Here is a 24,296-nt window from a genome sequence, read left to right on the forward strand (position 1 = left end):
AATTGATGCCACGCCTTAGCAGACGTGGGCCAGACGCGGCACCGGACACCGGTGCGGTCTCCACCTTTGTGGCGATCTGCGCCGCCGGACTGGTCGTGGTGATCGGCATAGTGCTCGACTGCGGCGGCCGCCTGCGCGCGATCGAGAACACCGACGCGCTCGCCCAGGAGGCCGCCCGCGTGGCCGGGCAGCAGCTCGACCAGGGGGCGGTGCTGCGCGGGGACGGCTACCCGGTGATCGGCGCCCGCGAGCACGACCTCGACGTGGCCACCCGCGCCGCCGACGCCTACCTCGACCAGTACCACCTGAGCGCCGACGTCGGCTTCAAGGACGACCACACCGTCCAGGTGAGCATCGACACCACGTACCGCACCGCACTGCTCGGTGCGATCAACGTCAACACCCTCCCGGTGCACGGCCAAGGCACGGCCACCCTGGTGCACGGGGTCACGGAAGCGGAGAACGGCTGATGGCCGCGCCACGAGCCAGGCACCACGCCCACGGCACCCGTACCGACTCGTCCGCCCGCGGCGAAGTCCCGGGCGCACCGGGCCCCGACCGGCGGCGCCCGGTGCCGCTGCGCGCCGACCGCCGTGCCAGGAGCGCCGGTTCGGTCGCCGCCGCGCTCGGCGCGCTGACCGCGCTGCTCGGGCTGCTGGCCGGCCTGCCGGCGCTGCTCCTCTACGGCACCCTGGCGGTCGCCGGGATGGGCGACCCGGCGGGCGGCGGGTTCGTCTCGATGCTCACCGGCCCCGACGACGGACGGCTCTTCCTCTGGGCGCTGGTCGTGGTCGGCTGGGGCGCCTGGCTGTGCTTCGCGCTGTCCGTACTGCTGGAGGTCCCGGCGCAGCTGCGCGGCCGGATCGCCCGCCGGATCCCCGCCTTCGGCTGGAGCCAGCGGCTCGCGGCCGGACTGGTCGGCTCGGTCCTGGCCGTGCTGCCGGTCGCGGGCGGCGCCTTCGCGGCCACCCCCGACAAGGCGCCCGCGGTGGTCGCCCCGGCCCAGCTGACCGCCCGCGCCCCCCTCGCCGCACTGCCCGCCGCCCCCGTCGCCCCGGCCCTCGCGCCGGCCGCCGCCGACCAGCAGCCGACGTACACCGTCCGGGACTCCCGCCCGGCGGACAGCCTCTGGTCCATCGCCGAACGCCAACTCGGCTCCGGTGAACGGTGGGTGGAGATCGCCAAGCTCAACGACGGCCGGACGATGGACGATTCGGGCGGCCGATTCGACGCCGACCGGCCGATCCAGCCCGGCTGGAAGCTGCTCATGCCGAACGACGCCAAGCCGGACGGGAGTTCGGCGAGCCCGTCGCCGGGTTCGTCCCAGGGAGGCGGTACCGCTCCCGCGACCACGCCCGCCGGTGGGCAGCACGCAAGCGTCACCGTGCACCCGGGCGACACGCTCTCGGCCATCGCCGAGCAGGAACTGGGCTCCGCGGAGGCCTGGCCGAAGCTCTTCGAGGCGAACAAGGGTGTCAGCGCGCCCGACGGGGAGAAGCTGACCGATCCGGACGTCCTCACCCCCGGCATGGTGCTCGCCATCCCCGGTGCGCAGGCCCAGCCGCCGACGCCGGCCCCCTCCCAGTCCCCGGACCCCGCGCCCGGTACCGGCGGTGCGACCCAGTCCGCCCCGGCCTCCGGCACCCCGAGTGCCACCCCGAGCCCGGCCCCGGCCGGCGCCCACCCGTCCGCCCCGGCCGGGCACAACCCGCCCACGGCCAGGCCGGGTTCCGCAGGCAGGGGGGTGTCGCCCAGCGACGACTACAGCATGGCACTCGCCGCCTCCACGGTGGGCGTCCTGCTGGCCGCGGTGATGATCGGAACGGTGGCCCGCCGCCGGGGCGACCAGCAGCACGCCCGCCGTCCCCGGCACCGGATCGCGCTCCCGCCCGCGCCCGCCGCCGCCTTCGAGGCCGAAATGAAGGTCCGCCAGGGCGACACCGCGCTCGACCTGCTGAACCGGGCGCTGCGCACGCTGGCCCGCAACACCGTGCGCGGAAGCAAGCGCCTGCCCGCCCTGGTCGCGGTCCGGGTGACCGCCGAGCGCACCGTGGAGCTGCACCTCGCCGCCCCCGCCGCGCCGATCGCACCCTTCCGGGCCGCCCACGCGCCGAACGTCTGGTGGTGCCCCGAGGACTCATCCGAGCTGCTGTCCGCCACGCAGGCGGCCAGGACCACGGCGCCGTACCCGGCCCTGGTCACCCTGGGCACCGCTCCCGACGGGGCCGTGGTCCTCGCCGACCTGGAGACCGTACGGCTGATGCACCTGTCCGGGCACCCGGACGACGCCAGGGACGTACTGCGCACGCTGGCGGTGGAGTTGGCGCACAGCCCGCTCGCCGACCGGCTGCACCTGCACCTGGTCGGACTCGCCGAGGACCTGCCGCTCACCGGCCCGGCGGTGGAACGGGTGCACCGGTACGACAGCCTGGAGGCGGCCATCACGGCACTCGGCCCGCGTACGGTCAAGGCCAGGGCCACCCTGGTGGCCGCCGAGGCGGCCAGTCCCCGGGACGCCCGCAGCCGGGGCCACGCGGACGAGTCCTGGGTGCCCGAGATCGTGCTCTCCACCCAGCCGCCCGGCGGCAGTCTGCCCGCCGAACTGGGCCGGCTGCTCGACGGCACCCCGCGCACCTGCCTCGCCGTGGTGACCCGCGCTCCCGAGCGCGGCAGCGGCCCGGTCGCCCGTTGGACCCTGCCCAGCAGCGGTGCCGCCAGCATCCCGGGACTGCACCTCGGCGTCGAACTCCAGAAGCTCGACCCGCAGCAGTACGACCACCTCGGCGAGCTGCTGCGGACCGCCTGCGACACCACCCAGTACCCCGCCCCCGACTGGACCCTGGACGGCCCGGGCGGTGACCGCGACGCCGAGGAGATCCCGCTGCCTCCCGTGCCGGTGCTGGCCGCGGTGGGCGCGCCGCCGGCCCTGCCGGTGGACCTGGCCGGCGCTCAGCTGATGACCCGGATGATCGGCACCGGTGCCAGCCCGTTCGCCGGCACCGACCCCACCGCGACCCCGGCCCCGCGCCTCGCCGCTCCCACTGACACCGCCGTCCCCGCCGCCACCGCCCCCGCACCCGCACCCGCCCCCGCCGACGCCGAGCCCGGCGCGGTCGAGGAGGACCGGGCGGGACCGGTCGCACCGCCGCGTCCGCCGTCCCGGCACAGCGCCAACGGCCTCGGGCTGCACAGCAACGCCCCGGTGTCCGCCGGTCCGGCCGACACCGACGCACCGGCGACCGTCGAACCGCCGGCGCCCGAGAGGCCCGAGCCCGTCCGCCCCGCAGCGCCCCCCGAGCCCGCGCCGATGCACGACCCGGCGCCCCCGGCGGAGGCCTTCGCGGACCCGGCCGGCCAGGCGCGCCCCCTCCCGGCGGGCGTGGTGCACCCGGTGGCGCCGGTGTCCCCGGTCCCGCCCGCGCCCAGCTCCACCCGCAGCGACAGCGACGACCTGCTGGCCATCCTGCGTTCCCCGGAGGCGCACGCCGCCCGGACCGCCCCCCGGATCCGGCTGCTCGGTCCGGTGGACGTGCTGGGCGCGGCCGGTCCCGCCGAGCCGGCCGCGGTGTCCCGGCTGACCGAGCTGGCCGCCCTGCTCGTGCTGCGCCCGGGAGTCGAACACGGCGCGCTCGACCGGGCCCTGCACCCGGGAGCCGCGCACCTGGTCCCCGACCGGTCCGGTGCCGGGCCCGAGGCCGACCGGCCCGCCACCCCGCTGCCCGCCAAACTCGCCGAACTGGCGGCCTGGTTCGGCAACTCCACCGAGGGCCGGGCCTTCCTCCACCTGGACACCCCGGACGGCTACGCCTTCGCCCCGACCGTGACCTGCGACTGGGACGAGTTCCGCAGCCTGTACCGGCGCGGCATGCGCAGCACCAGCAGTACCGCCGACGCCGCCCTGGCGCACGCCCTGGCCCTGGTCCGCGGCGCGCCCTTCGCCGAGGCCCCGACCACCGCCTACACCTGGGCCGAGGCCGAACGCCAGGACATGATCGCCGCGATCGTCGACACCGCGCACGAACTCGCCGCCCGCCGCCTCCAGTACGGCGACCACCGCAGCGCCGAAGCCGCCATCTTCCGCGGCCTCGCCGTCGCCCCGGACGTCGAGCTCCTGCACAGGGACCTCTTCTACACCTATGCCTCCGCCGGAGCCCGCGACCAACTGGTCCGCGCGGTCAACCGGTTGGACGCCCTCAGCCGCCGGACCGGCCGCGACCTGGACGCCGACACGGTCGCCCTGCTCCGCGACCTGCTCGCGGGCAACTGACCGGCCGGCCGGGGTCCAGGTTCCGCGGTTTCGTGAACACTTCCGTCAGTCCTGCGTCAGGGTTTGCCGGGCAGGCTTCGGAAGAACTCCCGGATGTCGGCCACGAGTAGCTCGGGTGCTTGGAGGGCGGGGAAGTGCCCGTGGTGCGATGGTTCCGGCAGTCCGAGTACCCGGGGTGACCGTACGGTGATGTGGTCGGCTGCGGCCGGCCGCGACAGGTGGGGCGGACCGTCCCGGCTGGTCGGTTCAGGCGCCGTTCTCGACCAGAGCCTTGAGCCGCGGCAGGGTCTTCTCGATGCCCTCGGCGTTCCAGCGGGGCCACGGTGTGCGCAGGAGCAGCCCGCGCACCGGCGAGGTGGAGAAGTCGCAGGTCTCGACGACCCGTGTGGCGCCGTCGACCGCTTCGAGTTCGTAGCGCCAGCGGTGCTTGCCGGGGTGGCACCACGCGATGCGCCGGTCCGCCTCGAACTCAACCACCGTGTTCACGATTTGGTAGCGCACACCGAACAGTTTCATGGCTGTTTTGAACGTGTCGCCCAGGCCCAGGCGGTCGGGTCCCGAGACCGCGTTCTTCACGGTGCCCGAGCCGTCGAAGTCGGCGTGGCGGTGCGGATCGGCGAGCACCGAGAACACCGCCGAGGGCAGTGCGGCGATGACGATGCTGCGTGAGATTAAGAGGGGGTGGCGTACGGAGGGCATGCGGTTCTCCTCATTCGCTCATTGCGGCCCGAAGCGCAACATGACAACATGTTGCCATGCCCGAGAAGGTAGCGACACGACAACATGCTGTCAAGGACGGCGGCCGGGCCTGTGCTGCCTACAGTGCACTGATCGACCAGGTCGGCAGACTCGCCGACGTCGTCGAGGCGATCGGCAACGGCATCGCCCGGCCGACCGGCCAGAGCCTGGCGCGCTGGCAGGTCCTCGCCGAGGTCGAACACGAAGCCGCCCCGATCGGGGTCATCGCCGGGCGGCTCGGCCACACGCGCCAGGGAGTCCAGCGCGTCGCGGACCTGCTCGTCGAGGACGAACTCGCCTGCTATCGACCCAATCCCGCGCACCAGCGGGCCAAGCTGCTCGAGGTCACCCCGACCGGCCGCGCCGCACTGCACAGGATGCAGGCGGCCTACACCCAGCTTGCCCTGCGCACCACCGAAGGTCTCGATCCGGAAAGGCTCGACCTCGCACGCGAGACCCTCGTTGAACTGCAGCGCCGCCTCGAATCCGAGCTGCCCTGACCCATCGGATGGCGCGGCGGCACCCAGGGGATCTCGACGCACAGATCGCCGTCAGGACCGCCGTCAGGGCCCGCCGCGCCCATCCGGCTGACAAACCGGTCAGGACCCGGGTGCGGACCGTCGAAGACGCCCGTAGATCGAGCGCGTAGAGAACTCCAGTGCAGGGCATGAGGGCGATCTCCCTCGTCACGCTTACCTCTGCGACGAAATAAGGGAGTTCGGCAGGAATGGTCGGGTGGCCGGGCGCATTGCTGCTGGGCCGTTCCTGCGCACGCATTGCCACCTATAGCGAGGGAACCCGGTACCGTCCGGGCCGCCGGAAGGCGTGAAAGCATGGACGGGTGAGTACGAGTTTCCGCGCGCGGGACCGAGTGACGACACCGGTGCTCGAGATCGCATACGAGCAGACCGGCGAGCGCGGCCGGGAATCGGGCGTGCCCGTGATCCTTCTGCACGGATTTCCCTACGACGTCCGGGCGTTCGACCAAGTCGCGGCCAGGCTCGCCGCCCGCGGGAGGCTCGTGCTGGTGCCCTACCTGCGGGGCTACGGGCCGACGAGGTTCCGGCACGAGGAGACCGTGCGCAGCGGCCAGCAGGCGGCGCTCGGCCAGGATCTGATGGACTTCATGGACGCGCTGGGGATCGAGCGGGCGGTGGTCGCGGGCTACGACTGGGGCGGACGCGCGGCCTGCGTCGCCGCGGCCGCCTGGCCGGAGCGCGTCCAGGGCCTGGTCACGGCGGGAGGCTACGCCATCCAGGACATCGCGCGCTCGACGGAGCCCGCCACGCCGGAGGCGGAGCGCAACTTCTGGTACCAGTACTACTTCCACTCGGAGCGCGGACGCAGGGGTCTGGAGCAGAACCGCGAGGAGCTGTGCAAACTGCTCTGGCGACTGTGGTCGCCGACCTGGCCGGAGGCCGAGGAGGCGTTCGCCGCCTCGGCGAAGAGCCTGCACAACCCGGACTTCGTCGAGGTGGCGATCCACTCCTACCGGCACCGGTACGGCCTGGTGGAGGGCGATCCGCGCTACCGGGCCCTGGAGGACCTGCTCGCCGCCCGGCCGCCGATCGAGGTTCCCACGGTCGTGCTGGTGAGCGGCGCCAACGGAGTGATCGCGCCCGCCGACCAGGGCGGCACCGAGCACTTCACCGGCCCGTGCGAGGTCCGGACCCTGCCCGGGGTGGGTCACAACGTTCCGCAGGAGGCACCGGAGGCCTTCGCCGACGCGATCCTGAGCCTGCCTGACTGAACCGGGCGTCGCTGCCGGCCCAGCGCGGCGGCCCACGGCCGATGACCGCCGGCACCTGCGGGCCCCATGGCGGAACCGGGCCACACGGCGACCGGGGCGGCTGCGGACCCGTCGGATCCGCAGCCGGGCGGCTGCTACGGGAGACCGGACCAGGCGCTGATCCCCAGCCTCCCGGTGGTGCCGAGGTCGAGCAGGGCCGGCACGCGGTGCGCCCGCGCCCCGGGGCGCGGGACGATCTCCAGGTAGCCACCGTTGACCGGGGCTTCGTCGGAGGCGTCCACGGTGTTCCGCCAGACCACCCCGAACTGGGCGCTCTCGCCGGGCCGCAGGGTCAGCGGCACGGGACCGGCGTCGAAGCCCTCGATGACGGTGATGGGGGCGGCGCCATGGCCGACCGTGAGGTCGAGCGGCTGCTGCTCCCGGTCCAGCAGCCGGACCGTCGGGTAGCCGTCCAGGGTGTAGGGCTCGGTGCCGCAGTCGGTCAACTCGACCGTCAGGACGCGCAGTCCCAGCGCCGCGTTGGCCTCCCCGGCCCGGAGGACGACCCCGTCGGCCGGGCATTCCCCGGAGGTGTCGTCACCCGTGCCGTACGCGGCCACCGCCATGGAAGACGGTGCGACGGGAGACGGTGCGACGGGCGCGGCCGCGTACGCCCCGGTCGCGGCGGCCGACCTGGTGCCGCAGCCGGTGAGCAGGCCGCCCACCGAGAGCAGCAGGCATGCGGCGATGAGGGATGTGCGACGGTTCCCGACGGATGTCGTCTGCATCTGCCCATCGTGTCACAGTTCTTGACCGAGTCTTTGCCTTTTCGGTGATACGGACCGCATCGGCACGCCATCGCGTGCCGGTCACCGCGGATCGGATTCGGCCCCCGGCCCAACCGATCTGACGTACGGTACGTCCGAAAGCGCACACGATCCGGCCGCCCGGAAGCGGCACCTCCGAGGGCCCGGCCTGGCTCGTCCGAGGGATCGCACCGTAAGGTTGCGGATCGCGCGTGGTGAAGAGCACCACGGTAGGAGAGACAGGCCCGCGTGAATGGCGTGGGGCGGGGCGGGAGACCGGCGGTGGCTGACCTCACATCGACCTCCGGGAGCGGCGACCAGCCCCCCGGCGCAGACGATACGGCTCCGCTGCCCCCGTACCCGCCGGCCCCGCCGGCCGTGCCGAGCGCCCCGCCGATGCCGCCCGTCCCGCCGACCCCGCCGCCGATGCCGAGCACCCCGCCCAGCCCTGCGGCCGAGCGCACCGCCGTGCTGCCGCCGGTTCCCGACGCCATGGACGGGCCGATGCCCTCCACCGGCTGGACCGGGATGATGCCCGCGATCCGGCTCCAGCAGCCGACCGCCGCACCCGTGACGGTGGGCGCGAGCCCGGGGCTAGGCGGTGGACCGCGCGGCCGGATCCTGGTGGTCGAGGGCGGTTACGGCGGATCAGGCCGCCGTCTGCTGGGGCGCAGCGGCTCGGCACAGGCACCGGTGCTCTCGGCGATGCTGGCCGGTGTCTCGCCCTCGATCCTGCTGGCGGCCGACGCCGTGGACGCCGTCCACCTGCCCGGTGCCAGCGACCCGCAGAGCGTCCTGGCCCACCTGCGGGCCGCCGCCCGGCACGCCGGACCGCTGATCGTCCACCTCGGCGGCCACCTGATCGCCGACCGGCGCGGTGGCCAGCTCTACCTGACGCTGCGTGACTCCAAGGCGGGATCGATCCGCCAGGACGGGCTGCCCTGGGCAGCCGTCGCGGCCGAGCTGCAGCACCGCCCGGCCGAGTGGGACACCCTGGTGATCGCCGACCTGAGCGCCGACCAGGCCGTCTGGCCGCAGCTCCAGAGCACCATCTCCCCGCTGACGGACGGCGTGCCGCTCTGGGCGGTCGTCGCCCCGGACCCGGAGCAGATCGGCACCTTCACCCGCGCGCTGATAGAGGCGCTGCACGGTGGCCGCCCGGGCGCCGAGCCCGTCCTGACACCGGAGCAGCTGCGCCAGCAGGTGCACTCGGTACTGCGCCCCGACGTGATCATCCATACCGCGCACCCCGCCGACCGGCCGCTGTTCCGCAACACCGCCCGCCAGCTGGGCGAGGCGGAGCCCCGGCCGCGCGACGGACGGCTCCCGGCGGCCGTGATGCCGAAGCCGCCCGTGCGAGTGGCGCGGCAGCGCAAGGCGGCGGACCGGGTGCGCCTGGACAAGGGCACGGCTGCCCGGACGCCGGAGCCGACACCGGCCTCGCGCGGACCGGTCTCGCTGCGCAAGCCGGGTGTGCCTCCGACGCCGCCGCGTCCGGTGCGGCCGGTCTCACTGCGGAAGGCGACGCAGCCGGTTCCCGGCACCGCGCCCGCCGAGACGGGAGTGCCCGCGGTGAGCCTGGCCAAGGCGGTCCCGGCTCCCGTCGTGGAGCAGCCGGAGCCGAGGCCCGGCCTGATGACGCAGACGGGAGGGCGGCCGGCCGAGTCCAAGGCACCCGCCGCTCGGGTGCGCCTGGCCAAGAAGCCGGCCGAGGCCGCCGGGGCCTCGCAGCCGGAGCCTCCGGCTGTCGAGCCGTTGGCCCCTGAGTCGTTGGCCCCCGAGCCCTTGGCCTTCGAGCCGTCGGTCTCCGAGCTGTCGGTCTCTGAGTCGTTGGCCTTCGAGCCGTCGGTCTCCGAGTCCCCGGTTGCCGAGGTGTCGGCTCCCGAGCCGTCGGTGGCCCCCGAGACGGAGCCCGCGCCCGATCCCGCCCCCGCGCCCGATCCCGCCCCCGAGACGGAGCCCGCCCCCGAGACGGAGCCCGCCCCCGAGGCGGACCCGCTCGCCGCCTACCGTGAGGCGATCGGCCGGATCGTCCGCAGCGCCGACGCGGGCGAGCACGAGCAGGCGATGGAGCTGGCGCTGGAACTGGAGCAGCAGGCGGTCTCCACACATGGCCCCGGCGGACCGGCCGTGCTCCAGGTCCGCCAGGTCCGTGCCCACGTACTGAGACTTGCGGGCCGTCTGGAGCAGGCCGCCGAGCTGTACCGCGAGGTCGCCCTGGCACTGTTCCGCTCCGAGGGCGCCGAGCATCCGGAGACCCAGCGGGCGGCCACCAACGCGGAGGCCTGCTGGCGCTCGATCAAGGACAAGACCGAGGCGATCAGGGTGGCACCGGAGATCATCGAACTCCGCGCCTACCTCCCCGGCCCGGACGGCCGCAAGCTGCGCGCGGCCGAGCGCTACCTCAAGCAGCTGGTGACCGCGGAGATCGAGACCCAGCTGTAGACCGACCGACGGGCTGATCGAAGGGCCGACCGATCGACGGGCTGATCGACCGGCCGGCGGCCCATCGACGACCGATGGGCCGTCGGCCGTGCCGACGAGGCCGGACCCGTCACTACCCGGCGAGGGCGTGTACGAAGCGAGCCCCGTCGATGGTGCCGAGCCCGCTCGCGAGGTTGTAGCCGGGCCTGGCCGAGTAGCCGCTGACACCGCCCCAGGAGTTGTCGCCGACCGTGACATCGGTGATGCCGCTCGCCTCGGCGGGCAGCCGGCCGAGCGCGTACAGGCGCGGGTTGAGCTGTCCGAGGCGGTGGCCGGCCAGCTGGTCGGCGAGTGCGACGATTCCGGCGAAGATCGGGGTGGCCTCGCTGGTGCCGCCGGTGAGGTGCCAGCCGACCTGGGTGGGGTCGTAGGACTCGTACGTCCAGGCGGCGCCGTCCACGGCCGCGCTCATGCTGATGTCGGGCGTGCCGCGGTGGCCGCCGGTGACCTTGGCGACCTTGGCCTGGTACGAGGGGCGCGGGAAGACGGCCGAGACGCCGCCGCCGCTCGCGCCGTACTTGTCGTGCCAGACCCGGTCGGGCGCGGTGCGGTCGCCGCTGTCGTCCAGGGTGAGCTGGGTCCCGCCGACCGAGGTGACCAGCGGGTCGGAGGACGGCCAGGAGTTCACCCGGTACGGATAGAGCCCGCTGGTGTCGGTGGAGTCGGTGGCGCCGTTGTCACCGGAGGCGGCGAGCACCGTGACGTTGTGCTCGGCGGCGGCCCGGAAGGCGTACCGCAGCCCGGTGAGCGAGCCGAAGTCGCCCTTGTCGAAGCCGGGGAAGGTGTTCTCGGTGGCGCTGAAGCTCTGCGAGATCACGTCGGCCCGGCCGGAGTCGATCAGTGCCTTCTCGGCGTCCATCATCTCGGGCAGGCCGGTCATCCCCTCGGTCTCCGCCACCGGGGTCTCCACCAGCAGGATGTGCGCGTCGGGGGCGATCGCGTGGGCGTACTGGACGTCCAGGGTGGTCTCACCGGCCCAGGCGAGGTGGTCCCGGTTCGCGGGGTCGAACGGCGGCACGTTCCCCCACTTCACCACCTCGACCCGGGTGTCGGGGAGGCCCCACTGCTTGTCGAACGCCTCCAGGTCGTGCTGGACGGTCGGTGAGCCGAAGGAGTCCACGATCACGATGGTCCGGCCCTTGCCGGTGATGCCCTCCCGGTAGAGCGGGCCCAGGTGGTACGCGGTGCGGTACTGGAGCGGCGAGTAGCAGCGCAGGCCGGTCTTGCTGACGCAGGCCGAGGTCGCCGTCGGCGCGCCCAGGCCCGTGAGGCTGATGCGCCCGGTCGAGGCCGGCCGGACGTGCACCCCGGCCGGGGCGGTGGCGGCACGGCCACCGCCGGCGACGCCGGTGGTCAGTGCGGCGGCCCCGGCCGCGAACAGGGCCAGGGCACGCACCACGACGGAGTGGCGGGGACGGCGGCCGGCCGGAAAGGCACCCATGGGACTCCTTCGGAACGACGGTTCGACGGTATCCGACTGTGGACGGTCGGCCCAGTCGTCTCCCCGGTCCGGGAGCGGCCGGGCCACGGCCGGTTCGGAGGGGCCGGACGGCCCCTACCGGCCACCTGGATAGGTAGCGGCCGTCCCCGGTCCCGGTAGCGACGCGTCAGGATCGGCCGACTGACGGACAGCCGGTCACCTGTTTCAGCGTGCTCCACCGTTCACGTACAGGGTCTGGCCGCTGACGTAACTGGCGTCCTCGCTCGCCAGGAAGGCCACCACGGCGGCGATCTCCTCCGGCTGGCCGACCCGGCGCAGCGGGGTGCGATCGGCGACCTCGGCCTGGTGCGACTCGGGCGTGGCACCGACCCGCTCGGCGGTGGCGGCGGTCATCGAGGTGGCGATGTACCCGGGGGCGACCGCGTTGACATTGACGTTGAACGGGCCGAGCTCGATGGCCAGCGTCGCCGTCAGCCCCTGGATCCCCGCCTTGGCGGCGGCGTAGTTGGCCTGGCCCCGGTTGCCGAGCGCGGAGCGCGAGCTGAGTGAGACGATCTTGCCGTACCGCTGCTTCACCATGTACTTCTGCGCCACATGGCTGCAGTTGTAGGCGCTGGTCAGGTTGACCGACAGGACGGCGTCCCAGTCCGCCTTGGGCATCTTGAAGAAGAGGTTGTCCCGGGTGATCCCGGCGTTGTTGACCAGGATGTGGATCCCGCCGAGTTCCTCGGCCGCGGCGGCGAACACCGCCTCCACCGCGTCGTAGTCCGAGACGTCGCAGCCGTACGCGCGCGCCGTGCCGCCCTTGGCGGTGATCGCCTCCACGGTGCCCTGCGCCCGCTCGGCCGTCAGGTCCACCACGGCGACCGCCGCCCCCTCCTCGGCCAGCCGCAGCGCGGTCGCCGCGCCGATCCCCTGCGCGGCGCCGGTGACCACGGCGACCTTGCCTGCGAAACGTGCCATTGCCCTCTGCTCTCCTTCGGATGGGATGGGTACACCGGGGGCGGGGAGCCGCACACCCGGCTCGTACTGATCTCACTAGGGCGGACCGGCAACGGGCTTCGCGCACGCGCCTGTTGCCGGTCCGCCCTGCCCGCACTCGTGCCGCCCGAGGGGCGCTAGTCGCGCTCGACCACCACCGCGCTGCCCTGCCCCACGCCCACGCACATGGTGGCCAGTCCGCGCCGGGCCCCGGTACGCCGCATCCGGTGCAGCAGGGTGGTGAGGATGCGTGCTCCGGAGCTGCCCAGCGGGTGCCCGAGTGCGATCGCGCCGCCGGTGGGGTTCACCAGCTCCGGGTCGAAGCCCAACTCCCCTATGCAGGCCAGCGCCTGGGCCGCGAACGCCTCGTTGAACTCGGCCTCCTCGATGTCCGCCACCTGCCAGCCGACCCGGCCGAGCAGCTTGCGGGTGGCCGGCACCGGGCCGATCCCCATCACATCGGGGTGCACCCCGGCCGAGGCCCCGCCGACGTAGCGGCCGAGCGGCTCCAACTCCAGCTCCCGCAGCACCTCTTCGCTCACCAGCAGCAGCCCGGCCGCACCGTCGTTCATCGGCGAGGCGTTGCCCGCGGTCACCGTGCCGCCCTTCCGGAAGACCGGCTTCAGGCGGGCCAGCTTTTCCAGGGAGGTGTCCTCCCTGATGCCCTCGTCCTGGCCGACCGTCACCCCGTCCGGGCGTACCACGGGCAGGAGTTCGGCGTCGAAGTGCCCGTCCTTGCAGGCGAGCGCCGCCCTCTGGTGGCTGCGCAGCGCGAACTCGTCCTGCTGCTCCCTGGTGACGCCGTACCGGGCCGCGACCTCCTCGGCGGTCTCGCCCATCGAGAGCATGTCGTGCAGCTCCGGCATCCGGGGGTTGACGAACCGCCAGCCGAGCCGGGTGTCGAAGGTCTCCATCCGCTGCGGCAGCGCCTCGTCCGGCCGGGCGAGGACGAAGGGCGCGCGGGTCATCGACTCGCAGCCGCCCGCGATCACGATCTCGGCCTCGCCGCAGCCGATCGCCCGGGCCGCCGCGGTGACCGCCTCCATGCCCGAGGCGCAGAGCCGGTTGAGCGTGGCGCCGGGCACGCTCTCGGGCAGCCCGGCGAGCAGGACGGCCATCCGGGCGATGTTGCGGTTGTCCTCGCCGGCCTGGTTGGCGGCGCCCCAGTAGACGTCGTCGATCCTGGCCGGGTCCAACTGCGGTACCTGGTCCAGCAGTCCGCGCAGTACGGCCGCGGAGAGGTCGTCCGGGCGTACGGTGGACAGCGCGCCGCGCAGTCGTCCGATCGGGGTGCGGCGGGCGGCGGCGAAGTAGACGGGACGCATTTCCTCTCCTCTGCTGAATCTGCCTGTCGGACCGGGACCGGGTGCCGGGCCGGTCGGATCAGAACGCGTTGATGCCGGTCAGGGCACGTCCGATGAGCAGCTTGTGGATCTGGCTGGTGCCCTCGTAGAGGGTCATCACCCGCGCGTCGCGCAGGTACTTGCCGACGGGGTACTCGTCGATGAAACCGTAGCCGCCGAAGACCTGCAGGGCGTTGTTGGCGGCCCGGACCGCCGCCTCGCTCGCGTAGAGCTTGGCGGTGGAGGACTCGGTGGCGAACGGCAGGCCGCGCTCGATGTGGTCGGCCACCCGCCAGGTCAGCAGCCGGGCCGCCTCGATGTCGACCGAGATGTCCGCGAGCAGCTCCTGCACCAGCTGGCGGGAGGCGATGGGCCTGCCGAACTGCTCGCGCTCCCCGGCGTACTTCACCGCCGCGTCCAGGCAGGCCCGGGCGATACCGACGCAGCCGGCCGCGACCGACATCCGGCCCTTGGCCAGCGCGGCCATCGCCACCGTGAACCCCTTGCCCTCCGGGCCGAGCCGGGCGCTGTCCGGGACCCGTACGCCGTCCAGGGACAGCTCGGCGGTGGCCTGGCCGCGCAGGCCCAGCTTGCCGTGGATCTCCCGGCGGCCGAAGCCCGGCAGGTCGGTGGGGACCAGGAAGGCGGTGATGCCGCGATGGCCCTGCCGGTCGGGGTCGCTGCCGCCGGTGCGGGCGAAGACCAGTGCCACCTCGGCCCAGGTCCCGTTGGTGATGAACGTCTTGGTGCCGGTGATCAGCCAGTGGTCACCGTCCTGGACCGCCCGGGTGGTGAGGTTGGCGGCGTCCGAACCGGTGCCCGGCTCGGTCAGCGCGAAGCAGCCCAGCGCCTCGCCCGAGGTCAGCCTCGGCAGCCAGTGCCGCTTCTGCTCCTCGGTGCCGAAGCCGTTGACGGACTTGCCCACCAGCCCCAGTGACACCGAGACGATCCCGCGCACCGCCGAGTCGCCCCGGCCCAGCTCCTCCAGCACCAGGCAGTACGCCAGGTGGTCGCCGCCGCTGCCGCCGTACTCCTCGGGGATGGTCAGCCCGAGGAAGCCGACCTCGGCCAGCTTGCCGACGATCGCCCGGTCCACCGACTCGGCCCGGTCCCAGTCGGCGGCGTACGGCACGACCTCGCGGTCGGTGAACTCGGCGGCCAGCTCGCGTACGGCGGCCTGCTCCTCGGAGAGCTCCAGGTTCATCGCGGCGGCCCCCTCGTCCCGGTCCGGCACCTTGTCCCAAGGGCCGGGGCCAATAAACTAGCGGTGCAAGTTTTATTGGACTGTAGCCCGCCGGACCCGGATCTGGGAAGAGGTGCTGTTACTCGCCCTTTCGGCACCGGGGGGCTGCCCCCAGCCTTCGGCCGGGGGACCCCCTCGGCTCGGGGCGGGGCGCTCGCCCGCTCACCTCCGGGCGCTCTCGCCCCGGCGGCTCAGGGCGGAGAAGCGGGCTGAGACAATGGCCGGCGAACATCCGGCATGCCGCCGAGGAGGCGATGATGGCGCGCCCGCGCACCCCGCTGCTCAGTCGCGACCGCATCGTCACGGCCGCTCTCGCACTCGTCGACGCTGAGGGCCTGGAGGCGCTCTCCACCCGCCGGCTGGCCGCCGGGCTCTCGGTGAGCGGGCCCTCGCTCTACAACCACTTCGCCACCAAAGACGAGCTGCTCGACGCCGTGGTGGACAGCGTGATGGGCGAGGTCGACCTCGGCATGTTCGGGGAGGGGAGCGGTGCGGACTGGCGCAGCGCCCTGCGGGACTGGGCCCGCTCCTACCGGGCGGCCCTCTCCGCTCACCCCAACATCGTCCCGGTCCTCGCCCAGGGCCCGGGCCGCCGCCCCAACGCGCTGCGGCTCGCCGATGCCGTCTTCGGCTGCCTGGTGGACGCCGGCTGGCCGCGCGGGCAGGCGACCCGGATCGGCGCGCTGATGCGCTACTTCATCACCGGCTCGGCGCTGGCCTCCTTCGCCGCCGGCTTCCCCGAGGACGCCCGGCTCTACGCCACCGAGTACCCCCACCTCGGCGAGGCCCACCTGCTCGCCGAAAGGCGTCGCGCCATCGACGACGGCGCCTTCGAGACCGGTCTGGAGGCCCTCCTCGACGGGCTGGCCCTCAGATTCCCCGGCCCGGGGCGGCGGGACTGAGCCGTGCTGCCGGAAGGCGGGCCGACCGGCCGTCCCCCGGCGCGGTGACGCACCGCTCTGGCCGGGGCCGTCGGTGGAGCACCCCGGTGTGCCGCGGGCGGTTCCCGTGGCAGGGCGCGGCCCGACGGGACGCACGAGGGCCCCGCGCCTGACGCCGTCAGGTGCGGGGCCCCGGTGTGCGGGAGGGTGGGGGTCAGCCCATCTCCTCCAGGCGGACGCCCTTGGTCTCCTTCATGAAACGGGCCACGAAGATGATCGACAGCGCCGCGAAGGCCGCGTAGATCGCGTACGTCGCCGAGAGGTTCCAGCGGGACATCGACGGGAACGACACCGTGATCGCCCAGTTGGCGACCCACTGGGCCGAGGCGGCGACCGAGAGGGCGGCGGCGCGGATCCGGTTCGGGAACATCTCGCCGAGCATCACCCAGACCACCACGCCCCAGGACAGGGCGAAGAAGAGCACGAAGGCGTTGGCGGCGACCAGGGCCACCGTGCCCTGGAGGTCCGGGATCCTGACGTTGTCGCCGCTGCCGGTGGCCGAGCTGAACGCCCAGGAGGCCGCGCCCAGCGAGAGGGCCATGCCGACCGAGCCGATGATCGCCAGCGGCTTGCGGCCGATCCGGTCGACCAGCAGGATCGCGATCACGGTGCCGACGATGTTGATGATCGAGCTGGAGAAGCTGATCAGCAGCGAGCTGCTCTGGTCGATGCCCACCGACTGCCAGAGGATCGACGAGTAGTAGAAGATCACGTTGATGCCGACCAGCTGCTGGAAGACCGAGAGGCCGATGCCGACCCAGACGATCGGGAGCAGGCCGAAGCGGCCGCTGAGCAGGTCCTTGAAGCGCGGTCGGTGGTCGGAGGCGATCAGGCCCTGGATCTCGGTGATCCGCGCCTCGGTGTCCACGCCCTCACCCTCGACCTCGCGGAGCACCTTGCGGGCGTCCTCCAGCCGCTCGACCGAGATCAGGTAGCGCGGCGACTCCGGGATCATCGAGGAGAGCACGAAGTAGACCACGGCCGGGATCACGCAGATCCCGAGCATCCACTGCCAGGCCTCCAGGCCGAGCAGGTGGCCACGGGTGTCACCGCCGGCCGACTCGGCCAGCACCCAGTTCACCAGCTGCGAGATGGCGATGCCGAGCACGATCGCGGCCTGCTGGAAGGAGGCCAGCCGGCCCCGGTACTTGGTGGGCGCGACCTCGGCGATGTAGGTCGGGGCGATCACCGAGGCGATACCGATCGCGGCACCGCCGAGCACCCGCCAGCACGCCAGGTCCCAGGCGGCGAAGGGCAGCATCGAGCCGACCGCGCTGATGGCGAACAGGACGGCCGCCACCTTCATGACCCGAATGCGGCCGTAGCGGTCGGCGAAGCGGCCCGCCAGCGCGGCACCGACGGCCGAACCCAGCAGCGCGGAGGAGACGATCAGGCCGGTGGCGCCGCTACCGATCCCGAACCGGTCCTGGATCCCGGAGACCGCACCGTTGATCACTGAGCTGTCGTAGCCGAACAGGAAGCCGCCGAGGGCGGCGGCCGCGGTGATGAAGACAACGAATCCGAGCCGGTCCGGGGCCTGGGCCCCGGACCTTACGGGCTGCTGGGTGACGCTCACGATCTGACTCCTGTACTCAACGCTGAGGCGCTGAATAGTAACCACATCGTTTAAGCCTTGTACATCAGGTCGTTGATCATCACCGCAGCCTTTTCAAGACTTGAACATATGTCCCTTGCAGACAGGCCCGGGTCGGACTTGGAAACAGGCCCCGGCAGGCCTCGGAGCGCAGTTCAGGCCAGCATTCCGCCGTCGACCCTCAGTACCGTGCCGGTCACGTAGGAGGACCGGTCGCTGAGCAGCCAGGCGGCCGCCTGGGCGATCTCGTCGGGGTCGGCCGTGCGGCGCAGCGGGGTCCGCGCGTTGAGCTGCTCGACGATCCCGGGTGAGGACTTCTCCCACTCGCGCAGCATCTCGGTCAGCACGGTGCCGGGCGCGATGGCGTTGACCCGGATGCCCTCCGGGCCGTAGGTGACGGCGGCCGACTCGGTGAGGCTGTTGACCGCTCGTTTCGTGGCGGCGTACGCGGCCAGTTCGGGGTTGCCCGTCAGGCTGCCGACGCTGGAGGTGTTGACGATGGCCCCGGTTTTGGCGGTGGCCCGGATGGCGGCGACCTCGGCGGCCATCGCCTGCCAGGTGCCCCTGAGGTTCACGGCGTAGACGTGGTCGAGGTCGGCTTCCCTCGTCCGGTCCATCGGGCCGGGCGGCGCGATCGCCGCACCGTTGTTGAAGGCGACGTCGAGCCGGCCGTACAGCTCCACGGCACGGTCGACCGCGGCGCGCACCGCGGCCGCGTCGGCCAGGTCGCAGACCACGTGGTCGGCGGTGCCGCCCGCCGCCCTGATCTCCTCGGCCACGGCCTCCAGCTGGGCTTCGGTACGGGCCGCGAGCAGCACCCGGGCGCCCTCCCGGGCGAACAGCCGTGCCGCGGCCGCCCCGATGCCGCGCCCGGCGCCGGTGACGAAGGCGACCTTGCCGGCCAGCAGGCCCGAAGTGACCTGGGTGGCCGCGGTGTCGATCGGTGTGTTGTCCATGGCACCGAGCCTGCGGCCGGTCGAGGAGGCCATCCAGGTACCGGCAGTACCTGGATGGACGGAGGGGCTCTTGCTCACACTTGGGTGTGGACAGACGACAACTGGCCGGTTTCCTGCGCAGCAGGCGCGAGCGGATCACCCCCGCCGAGGTGGGACTGCCCGCCGGGCCGCGCCGCCGTACCCCGGGGCTGCGCCGTGAGGAGGTGGCGCAGCTGGCGTTCATCTCCGCCGAGTACTACACGCGGCTGGAGCAGGCCCGCGGTCCGCGGCCCTCGCGCGAGGTGCTGGCCGGGCTGGCCCGCGCGCTGCGCCTGTCGGATGCCGAGCGCGACCATCTGCACCATCTCGCCGGCGCCCCGCCGGGTCCGCCGGCCGGGCCCTCCTTCGAGGTGCGGCAGAGCCTCCTGGACCTGCTGAACCGGCTGCCGCAGACGGCGGCGATCGTGCTGTCCGCGACGTACGAGGTGATCGCCTGGAACGATCTGGCGGCCGCCCTGCTGGAGGACTTCTCCGCCCTGTCGCGGCGCGACCGCAGTCTGATCCGCCGGGCCTTCCTCGGGCCGCGCCCCGAAGGGGGGTGCCGTCTGTACGGGCTGTCGGACTCGGACGAGTTCGCCCGCAGCGCGGCCCGGCACCTGCGTGCCACCGCCGCCCGCTATCCCGACGATCCCGGGGTGGCCGCGCTGGTGGCCGAACTCGTCGACGGCAGTGAGGAGTTCGCCCGGCTGTGGTCCTCCCATGACGTGTGCGCCAAGCCCACCCTGTGCAAGACCATCCGGCATCCGCTGGTCGGCCCCGTCACCGTCGACTGCGACGTCCTCGACATCACCGACCGGGACCAGCGGCTGGTGCTCTACACCGCCGCCCCCGGCTCGCCGTCCGACCAGGCGCTGCGGTTGCTGTCGGTCATCGGCACCCAGCGCCTCGATGTGCCCGGCTGAGAGAGTGCCGGGTGCTTGACCGACCGTGCGGCGTGAGGTGCCGGCGGTGGTCTTCGCGGTCGAGGTGTCCGCGAAGACCACCGTCAGGTGTGTCCGTCCGTGCGAGCCGCCCCGCCCGCCTCGCCGGCGAGGAGACCGGACCGCGCGGCCCCGTCGTGACCGACGCGGCCCGCCGCCTCGCCGGCGACCTCGGGAACGGGTGACCACCCGGTCGCCCGACGCTTTCTCAGACGTGCCGCCCGACCGGCTCCGCCAGCGACAGCCCGAAGCGCCCCTGGTCGTCGGTCCACCACTCGGCCAGCCGGAACCCGGCGGCCGTCAGCTCGTCGGCCACCCGGGCGTGCCGGAACTTCGCCGAGATCTCCGTCCGCAGCTCCTCGCCCTCCTTGAAGCGCACCGGCAGACCGAGCGCGTCCACCCGCACCGTCTGGGACGCGCGCGAGCGCAGCCGCATCTCGACCCACTCGGCCGCCGGGTCCCAGAGCGCGACATGGTCGAACGCCGCCGGGTCGAAGTCCGCCGACAGTTCGCGGTTCACCACGGCGAGCACGTTCCGGTTGAAGGCGGCGGTCACCCCCGCCGCGTCGTCGTACGCGGCCACCAGCACGGACGGTTCCTTGACCAGGTCGGTGCCGAGCAGCAGGGCGTCACCGGGCTCCAGCTCGCGGCGGAGCGTGGCCAGGAAGTCGGCCCGCTCGGCCGGGAGGAGGTTGCCCAGGGTGCCGCCGAGGAAGGCGACCAGCCGGGGGCCGCCGCCGGGCGGCAGGCCGAGGCCCTGGGTGAAGTCGGAGACGATGGCGTGCACCGCCAGCCCCGGGTAGTCCTCGGTCAGCGCCCGCCCGGCCGCCGTCAGCGCGCTCTCGCTGACGTCCACGGGAACGTACGCCCGCAGGCTGCCCACCTCGCGCAGCGCGTCCAGCAGCAGCCGGGTCTTCTCGGAGGAGCCGGATCCCAGCTCCACCAGGGTGCGGGCCTTGGTGACGGCGGCGATCTCGCGGGCGCGGGCGAGCAGGATCTCCCGCTCGGCCCTGGTCGGGTAGTACTCGGGCAGTCGGGTGATCTCCTCGAACAGCTCGCTGCCGCGGGCGTCGTAGAACCACTTCGGCGGCAGCCACTTGGGACTCGCGGTCAGACCGTGCCGTACGTCGTGGCGTAGCGCGCGGCTGAAGTGGTCGGCCGGCAGCAGTCGGGTGAGGTCGAAGGTGCCCATGATGCGGTGTTCCTCTCACGGCGCAGCGGATTCACGCGGCGGATCGGGACGGGGTCGGACCGGTCGGCAACAGGGCCCGTGGCGTCGACACTCCCTGTCGCCGGTCGGTCTTGGTCAGCCGAGCGGCCGGACGGTCACGCCGTCCGGGTCGGCCAGCAGCAGCGAGCGGTCGGGTGGGTGCTCCCAGCCGGGCAGGTCGTCGTACGGCTCCGAGGCGAGCAGCACCGAGCCGGGCCCCCGCCGGTAGCAGAGGCTGTCGCCCCAGGCCACGGCGGCGATCGAAGTCCCGTCGGTGAGCAGCAGGTTGAGCCGGGCCTCGGCGCAGTGGCCGGCGGCCTCCAGGACGGTCTGGGCGAGCGCGGTGTCCAGCGGCGCGCCCGCGCGCAGCCGGTGCAGGACGAGTGCCCACAGCAGCGCGGAGTCGCTGGCGGCCGCCAGGTCGAGCAGTTCCTCCGGCGGCAGGGTGGCGGCCAGCTTGCCGAGCTGCCCCGGCCAGCCGGGCAGCGCGCCGTTGTGGCTGAACAGCCAGCGGTCGGCGCCGAACGGTGCGGCCGCCGCCTCGCCCGGTGCGCAGCCGTCGGTGGCGGAGCGCACCGCGGCGAGCAGGGCGCGGGTCCGCACCACCCGGGCGAGGTCGGTGAAGGAGGGGTCGGCCCAGATCGGCCCGGCCCGCCGGTAGCGGGCCGGAACCGGGTCGTGCTCGGCGTACCAGCCGACGCCGAAGCCGTCCGCGTTCATGCTGCCGTACTGCTGCAGCCGGGGCGCCCAGGACTGCCGGTACAGGCCGGCCGGCGGGTCGACCAGCAGCCGTCCGATCGCCACCGTCGGTCCCAGATAGGCGAGATGACGGCACATCAGGCGTCCTCGACCGAGGCGGCGGTGCGGAAGCCGGAGAAGATCTGCCGCCGGACGGGGTAGTCCCAGTTGCGGAAGGTGCCCCGGCAGGCCACCGGGGCGACGGCGAACGAGCCGCCGCGCAGCACCTTGTACTCCGGGCCGAAGAACACCTCCGAGTACTCCCGGTAGGGCCAGGTCCTGAAGCCGGGGTACGGCCGGAAGTCACTGGCCGTCCACTCCCACACGTCGCCGATCAACTGCCGTACCCCGTAAGGAGAGCCGCCTTCCGGGTAGCTGCCGACGGGGGCCGGCTGCAGATGGCGCTGGCCCAGATTGGCCAGTTCGGCGGTGGGGTCGGCGTCGCCCCAGGGGTAGCGGCGGGAGCGGCCGGTCGCGGGGTCGTACCGGGCGGCCTTCTCCCACTCGGCCTCGGTCGGCAGCCGCCGCCCGGCCCAGCGGGCGTAGGCGTCGGCCTCGTACCAGCACACGTGCAGCACCGGCTCCTCGCCCGGTACCGGCTCGGTCACCCCGAAGCGGCGGCGCAGCCACAGGCCGTCCTCGCGCCGCCAGAACAGCGGGGCCTCCAAACCGGCCTGCTGCCGGTGCGACCAGCCCTCGGGTGTCCACCAGCGCGGGTCGTGGTAGCCGCCGTCCGCGATGAACTCCTGGTAGGCGGCGTTGCTCACCGGAGTGGTGTCCAGCCGGAAGGCGGGCAGGTCCACCCGGTGGGCGGGGCGCTCGTTGTCCAGCGACCAGGGCTCGGTGTCGGTGCCCATGGTGAACGGGCCGCCGGGGACGAGGACTTCGGCCGGCAGCGGTCCGGGGGCGGCTGCGGGCGGCGGGGGAGCGGTGAGCGCGGCCGGGCCCGGTCGGAGCTGATGGGTGATCAGCATGGTCTCGTCGTGCTGCTGTTCGTGCTGGGCGATCATTCCGAAGGCGAAGCCCGCGTCGAGCAGCGGAGCCCCTTCGAGCGGGGTGGCCGCGAGCAGGTCGAGCACCCGGCCGCGCACCTCGTGGGAGTAGGCACGGGCTTCGGCCGGGGGGAGCAGCGGCAGTGCGGGGCGTTCGGCGCGCGGGTGCTGGAAGGCGTCGTAGAGCGGGTCGATCTCCGGGTGCATCGCCTCGCGACCACCGACGTTGCGCAGCAGCCAGAGCTCCTCCTGGTTGCCGATGTGGGCGAGGTCCCAGACCAGCGGGGACATCAGCGGGGAGTGCTGGGCCGTCAGGTCGTGCTCGTCCACGCAGTCGGTGAGCGCCGCGGTTCTGGCGCGGGCGGCCAGCAGTTCGGCGGCAATCCGCTCGCGCAGCGGCCCGGGGGCCGGCCCTTCGGCGGGATCCGGCGTGGCCTCGGGGAGACGGTCGGCGTTCAGCATGGTGCGCTCTCCTGGGGGACTGGACGGACACCGGCCCGCAGGGCGTCCAGCTGGTCGTCGGCGGGACAGCGGCCCCGCGCGGGGTGGCGTTCGGCGAACCGGGCGAGCGCGCCGCGCAGCCGTTCGCCGTCGGCCCGTCGGCCGAGGGCCTGCTCGGCGGCGGCGAAGCAGGCCAGCGCGGCCCGGCGCAGTGCGGGGTCGGTCATCGCCAGGGTGGCTGCCCGGCGCCAGAGCCCGGAGCGCGGCGGCAGGTGGTCGAGGGTGCCGAGGGGTTCCAGCGCGGCGAGTGCGGCGTCGGTGGCGGCCGGGTCGTCCAGCAGCCCGGTGACCAGCGCCAGCGGGACCAGCCAGCCGCTCTCCGGCTGGGCGTCGATCATGCGCAGTTCCAGGTGGCCGCGTGGGCGGATCGGCGGGAACAGCGTGGTGCAGTGGTAGTCCAGGTCGGCCACGGTGGGCGGCCGTTCGCCCCCGTCGCGCAGCCAGTCCCGGAAGGTGCGCCCGGCCGGTGCGGACCAGGAGTGGCCGTCGCCGCGCCGGATGCACATCAGCTCGGCGTCCAGTACGTAGCGGGCCCAGTTCTCGGCCGGGTCGCCGTCGGCCAGCCGCGGTGCCAGGGTGCGGGTCGGATCCATCCGGGACCAGATGATCTGCCGGGTGGAGCGGTGGCCGGTGAGCCGGCCGTCCAGTAACGGGGAGTTGGCGAAGGCGGCGACCAGTACCGGGCCGAGCAGATGGAGCAGCCGCCAGCGCTCGGTGTACGACGCCCGGCCGCGCTCGGTGCCCGCGTCCACGCAGACCTGGAGGGACGCGGTGCCGCACATCATGGTCCGGCCCCAGGGCCCGGAGCGGTCGAAGTGCCGCGCCATCGCCAGGTAGCGGGGGAGGGGGAGCTGCATCCGGCGTTCACGGGCCAGCGGGTCGGTGCCGGAACCGGTGAGGCGCAGGCCCTCGGCGGCGAACGCGGAGCGTAGGGCGCCCTGGTCGAGCAGCAGGCCCTCGGCGCAGTCGCCGGGGCTCTCGGCGGGCGGGGAACTGAGTTCGACCTGCCCGCCGGGTTCGTGGGTGAGAGCGGAGCCCGCCGGGAACAGCGGACCGGGGGGCCGGCGGTCGGGGCCGGAGGGCAGGGCCGCCAGGGCCCGGTTCACCCGCCGCGGATCCACCGCCGCATCGGGGTATCGGAGGTCGTGGACGAACCACTCCGCCTCCACACCGGTCAGCCGGGGTGGGCCGATCTTGAAGCAGATCGCGGTCAGATGCCCCTCGGCATTCGCCTCGGTCAGCGGCGGTACGTCCGTGCCCTGGGGTATGTCGGTCAGCGTCTCGGTCACCGGGCTCACCTCGGTCAGTGGCGGGGCGGCACCCTTCGGTGCGCTTGGTCCCGCCGTACGGCTGTCACCGGACTCACCAATCCT

At 73.5% G+C, this 24,296-nt stretch carries 19 protein-coding genes; 7 read left to right on the plus strand and 12 right to left on the minus strand.

Going from position 1 to position 24,296, the window contains the following annotated elements:
- The first annotated feature begins 5 nt into the window (after positions 1-5).
- Together ACSMTC_RS30650 and ACSMTC_RS30655 are read left to right on the plus strand one after the other, a co-directional pair.
- Positions 6-470 (plus strand): hypothetical protein, encoded by a 465-nt coding sequence (locus ACSMTC_RS30650; protein ID WP_436562978.1) that lies wholly within the window; start codon positions 6-8, stop codon positions 468-470.
- A complete protein-coding gene (locus ACSMTC_RS30655; RefSeq protein ID WP_436562979.1) occupies positions 470-4,267 on the plus strand; it encodes a LysM peptidoglycan-binding domain-containing protein in 3,798 nt (1,265 codons plus the stop codon). Before ACSMTC_RS30650 ends, ACSMTC_RS30655 begins: the two co-directional genes overlap by 1 nt.
- A gap of 246 nt (positions 4,268-4,513) precedes the next feature.
- Here ACSMTC_RS30655 and ACSMTC_RS30660 read toward each other — a convergent pair whose 3' ends face one another.
- Positions 4,514-4,966 (minus strand): SRPBCC family protein, encoded by a 453-nt coding sequence (locus ACSMTC_RS30660; protein ID WP_436562980.1) that lies wholly within the window; start codon positions 4,964-4,966, stop codon positions 4,514-4,516.
- A gap of 56 nt (positions 4,967-5,022) precedes the next feature.
- Here ACSMTC_RS30660 and ACSMTC_RS30665 point away from each other — a divergent pair, with 56 nt between their 5' ends.
- Positions 5,023-5,505 carry a MarR family winged helix-turn-helix transcriptional regulator gene (locus ACSMTC_RS30665; protein WP_436562981.1) on the plus strand — a complete coding sequence of 161 codons (483 nt, stop codon included), beginning with the start codon at positions 5,023-5,025 and terminating at the stop codon, positions 5,503-5,505.
- A gap of 383 nt (positions 5,506-5,888) precedes the next feature.
- Positions 5,889-6,755, plus strand: coding sequence for an alpha/beta fold hydrolase (locus tag ACSMTC_RS30670; protein WP_436562982.1), 867 nt, complete (start codon positions 5,889-5,891; stop codon positions 6,753-6,755).
- Positions 6,756-6,889: 134 nt separating this feature from the next.
- On the opposite strand, the gene ACSMTC_RS30675 is transcribed toward ACSMTC_RS30670, so the two are convergent.
- Positions 6,890-7,522 (minus strand): DUF4232 domain-containing protein, encoded by a 633-nt coding sequence (locus ACSMTC_RS30675; RefSeq protein ID WP_436562983.1) that lies wholly within the window; start codon positions 7,520-7,522, stop codon positions 6,890-6,892.
- 444 nt (positions 7,523-7,966) lie between these two features.
- Between ACSMTC_RS30675 and ACSMTC_RS30680 the strand changes: the two genes are divergently transcribed.
- Complete coding sequence (locus ACSMTC_RS30680; RefSeq protein ID WP_436562984.1) at positions 7,967-9,985, plus strand: hypothetical protein; 2,019 nt, start codon at positions 7,967-7,969, stop codon at positions 9,983-9,985.
- Positions 9,986-10,097: 112 nt separating this feature from the next.
- On the opposite strand, the gene ACSMTC_RS30685 is transcribed toward ACSMTC_RS30680, so the two are convergent.
- From ACSMTC_RS30685 to ACSMTC_RS30700, 4 genes are all read right to left on the minus strand, one after another.
- Complete coding sequence (locus tag ACSMTC_RS30685) at positions 10,098-11,465, minus strand: S53 family peptidase (protein WP_436562985.1); 1,368 nt, start codon at positions 11,463-11,465, stop codon at positions 10,098-10,100.
- A 204-nt stretch (positions 11,466-11,669) separates the two neighbouring features.
- Positions 11,670-12,428 (minus strand): 3-oxoacyl-ACP reductase FabG, encoded by a 759-nt coding sequence (gene fabG / locus ACSMTC_RS30690; protein ID WP_436562986.1) that lies wholly within the window; start codon positions 12,426-12,428, stop codon positions 11,670-11,672.
- 155 nt (positions 12,429-12,583) lie between these two features.
- Positions 12,584-13,771, minus strand: coding sequence for a thiolase family protein (locus tag ACSMTC_RS30695; RefSeq protein WP_436562987.1), 1,188 nt, complete (start codon positions 13,769-13,771; stop codon positions 12,584-12,586).
- Between the two features lie 58 nt (positions 13,772-13,829).
- Positions 13,830-14,993: an acyl-CoA dehydrogenase family protein gene (locus ACSMTC_RS30700; protein WP_436564856.1), complete on the minus strand. Its 1,164-nt coding sequence runs from the start codon at positions 14,991-14,993 to the stop codon at positions 13,830-13,832.
- Between the two features lie 296 nt (positions 14,994-15,289).
- Between ACSMTC_RS30700 and ACSMTC_RS30705 the strand changes: the two genes are divergently transcribed.
- Positions 15,290-15,934 carry a TetR/AcrR family transcriptional regulator gene (locus tag ACSMTC_RS30705; protein WP_436562988.1) on the plus strand — a complete coding sequence of 215 codons (645 nt, stop codon included), beginning with the start codon at positions 15,290-15,292 and terminating at the stop codon, positions 15,932-15,934.
- A gap of 193 nt (positions 15,935-16,127) precedes the next feature.
- Here ACSMTC_RS30705 and ACSMTC_RS30710 read toward each other — a convergent pair whose 3' ends face one another.
- Together ACSMTC_RS30710 and ACSMTC_RS30715 are read right to left on the minus strand one after the other, a co-directional pair.
- Entirely contained in the window at positions 16,128-17,549 is a 1,422-nt protein-coding gene (locus tag ACSMTC_RS30710; RefSeq protein WP_436562989.1) for a sugar porter family MFS transporter, read from the minus strand.
- 173 nt (positions 17,550-17,722) lie between these two features.
- The gene (locus ACSMTC_RS30715) at positions 17,723-18,523 is read right to left on the minus strand and encodes an SDR family NAD(P)-dependent oxidoreductase (protein WP_436562990.1); all 801 of its coding nucleotides are present in this window, start codon (positions 18,521-18,523) and stop codon (positions 17,723-17,725) included.
- Between the two features lie 86 nt (positions 18,524-18,609).
- Here ACSMTC_RS30715 and ACSMTC_RS30720 point away from each other — a divergent pair, with 86 nt between their 5' ends.
- Complete coding sequence (locus tag ACSMTC_RS30720) at positions 18,610-19,464, plus strand: helix-turn-helix transcriptional regulator (RefSeq protein WP_436562991.1); 855 nt, start codon at positions 18,610-18,612, stop codon at positions 19,462-19,464.
- Positions 19,465-19,690: 226 nt separating this feature from the next.
- Here ACSMTC_RS30720 and egtD read toward each other — a convergent pair whose 3' ends face one another.
- From egtD to egtA, 4 genes are all read right to left on the minus strand, one after another.
- Positions 19,691-20,674, minus strand: coding sequence for an L-histidine N(alpha)-methyltransferase (gene egtD / locus ACSMTC_RS30725; protein WP_436562992.1), 984 nt, complete (start codon positions 20,672-20,674; stop codon positions 19,691-19,693).
- Between the two features lie 114 nt (positions 20,675-20,788).
- The gene (gene egtC, locus ACSMTC_RS30730; protein ID WP_436562993.1) at positions 20,789-21,529 is read right to left on the minus strand and encodes an ergothioneine biosynthesis protein EgtC; all 741 of its coding nucleotides are present in this window, start codon (positions 21,527-21,529) and stop codon (positions 20,789-20,791) included.
- Entirely contained in the window at positions 21,529-22,884 is a 1,356-nt protein-coding gene (gene egtB, locus ACSMTC_RS30735; RefSeq protein ID WP_436562994.1) for an ergothioneine biosynthesis protein EgtB, read from the minus strand. The genes egtC and egtB overlap by 1 nt, the downstream gene beginning before the upstream one ends.
- Positions 22,878-24,212 (minus strand): ergothioneine biosynthesis glutamate--cysteine ligase EgtA, encoded by a 1,335-nt coding sequence (gene egtA / locus ACSMTC_RS30740; RefSeq protein WP_436562995.1) that lies wholly within the window; start codon positions 24,210-24,212, stop codon positions 22,878-22,880. Before egtA ends, egtB begins: the two co-directional genes overlap by 7 nt.
- Positions 24,213-24,296 lie beyond the last annotated feature (84 nt).

This window comes from Kitasatospora sp. HPM-01-4 (genome assembly GCF_051374625.1).
GTDB lineage: Bacteria > Actinomycetota > Actinomycetes > Streptomycetales > Streptomycetaceae > Kitasatospora.

What these genes read in the sequence shown, in the direction of transcription:
- ACSMTC_RS30650 (WP_436562978.1), top strand. Translation starts at nt 6, where the DNA reads ATGCCACGCCTTAGCAGACGTGGGCCAGACGCGGCACCGGACACCGGT.
- ACSMTC_RS30655 (WP_436562979.1), top strand. Translation starts at nt 470, where the DNA reads ATGGCCGCGCCACGAGCCAGGCACCACGCCCACGGCACCCGTACCGAC.
- ACSMTC_RS30660 (WP_436562980.1), bottom strand. Translation starts at nt 4,966, where the DNA reads ATGCCCTCCGTACGCCACCCCCTCTTAATCTCACGCAGCATCGTCATC.
- ACSMTC_RS30665 (WP_436562981.1), top strand. Translation starts at nt 5,023, where the DNA reads ATGCCCGAGAAGGTAGCGACACGACAACATGCTGTCAAGGACGGCGGC.
- ACSMTC_RS30675 (WP_436562983.1), bottom strand. Translation starts at nt 7,522, where the DNA reads ATGCAGACGACATCCGTCGGGAACCGTCGCACATCCCTCATCGCCGCA.
- ACSMTC_RS30680 (WP_436562984.1), top strand. Translation starts at nt 7,967, where the DNA reads ATGCCGAGCACCCCGCCCAGCCCTGCGGCCGAGCGCACCGCCGTGCTG.
- ACSMTC_RS30685 (WP_436562985.1), bottom strand. Translation starts at nt 11,465, where the DNA reads ATGGGTGCCTTTCCGGCCGGCCGCCGTCCCCGCCACTCCGTCGTGGTG.
- fabG (WP_436562986.1), bottom strand. Translation starts at nt 12,428, where the DNA reads ATGGCACGTTTCGCAGGCAAGGTCGCCGTGGTCACCGGCGCCGCGCAG.
- ACSMTC_RS30695 (WP_436562987.1), bottom strand. Translation starts at nt 13,771, where the DNA reads ATGCGTCCCGTCTACTTCGCCGCCGCCCGCCGCACCCCGATCGGACGA.
- ACSMTC_RS30700 (WP_436564856.1), bottom strand. Translation starts at nt 14,993, where the DNA reads ATGAACCTGGAGCTCTCCGAGGAGCAGGCCGCCGTACGCGAGCTGGCC.
- ACSMTC_RS30705 (WP_436562988.1), top strand. Translation starts at nt 15,290, where the DNA reads ATGGCGCGCCCGCGCACCCCGCTGCTCAGTCGCGACCGCATCGTCACG.
- ACSMTC_RS30715 (WP_436562990.1), bottom strand. Translation starts at nt 18,523, where the DNA reads ATGGACAACACACCGATCGACACCGCGGCCACCCAGGTCACTTCGGGC.
- egtD (WP_436562992.1), bottom strand. Translation starts at nt 20,674, where the DNA reads ATGGGCACCTTCGACCTCACCCGACTGCTGCCGGCCGACCACTTCAGC.
- egtC (WP_436562993.1), bottom strand. Translation starts at nt 21,529, where the DNA reads ATGTGCCGTCATCTCGCCTATCTGGGACCGACGGTGGCGATCGGACGG.
- egtB (WP_436562994.1), bottom strand. Translation starts at nt 22,884, where the DNA reads ATGCTGAACGCCGACCGTCTCCCCGAGGCCACGCCGGATCCCGCCGAA.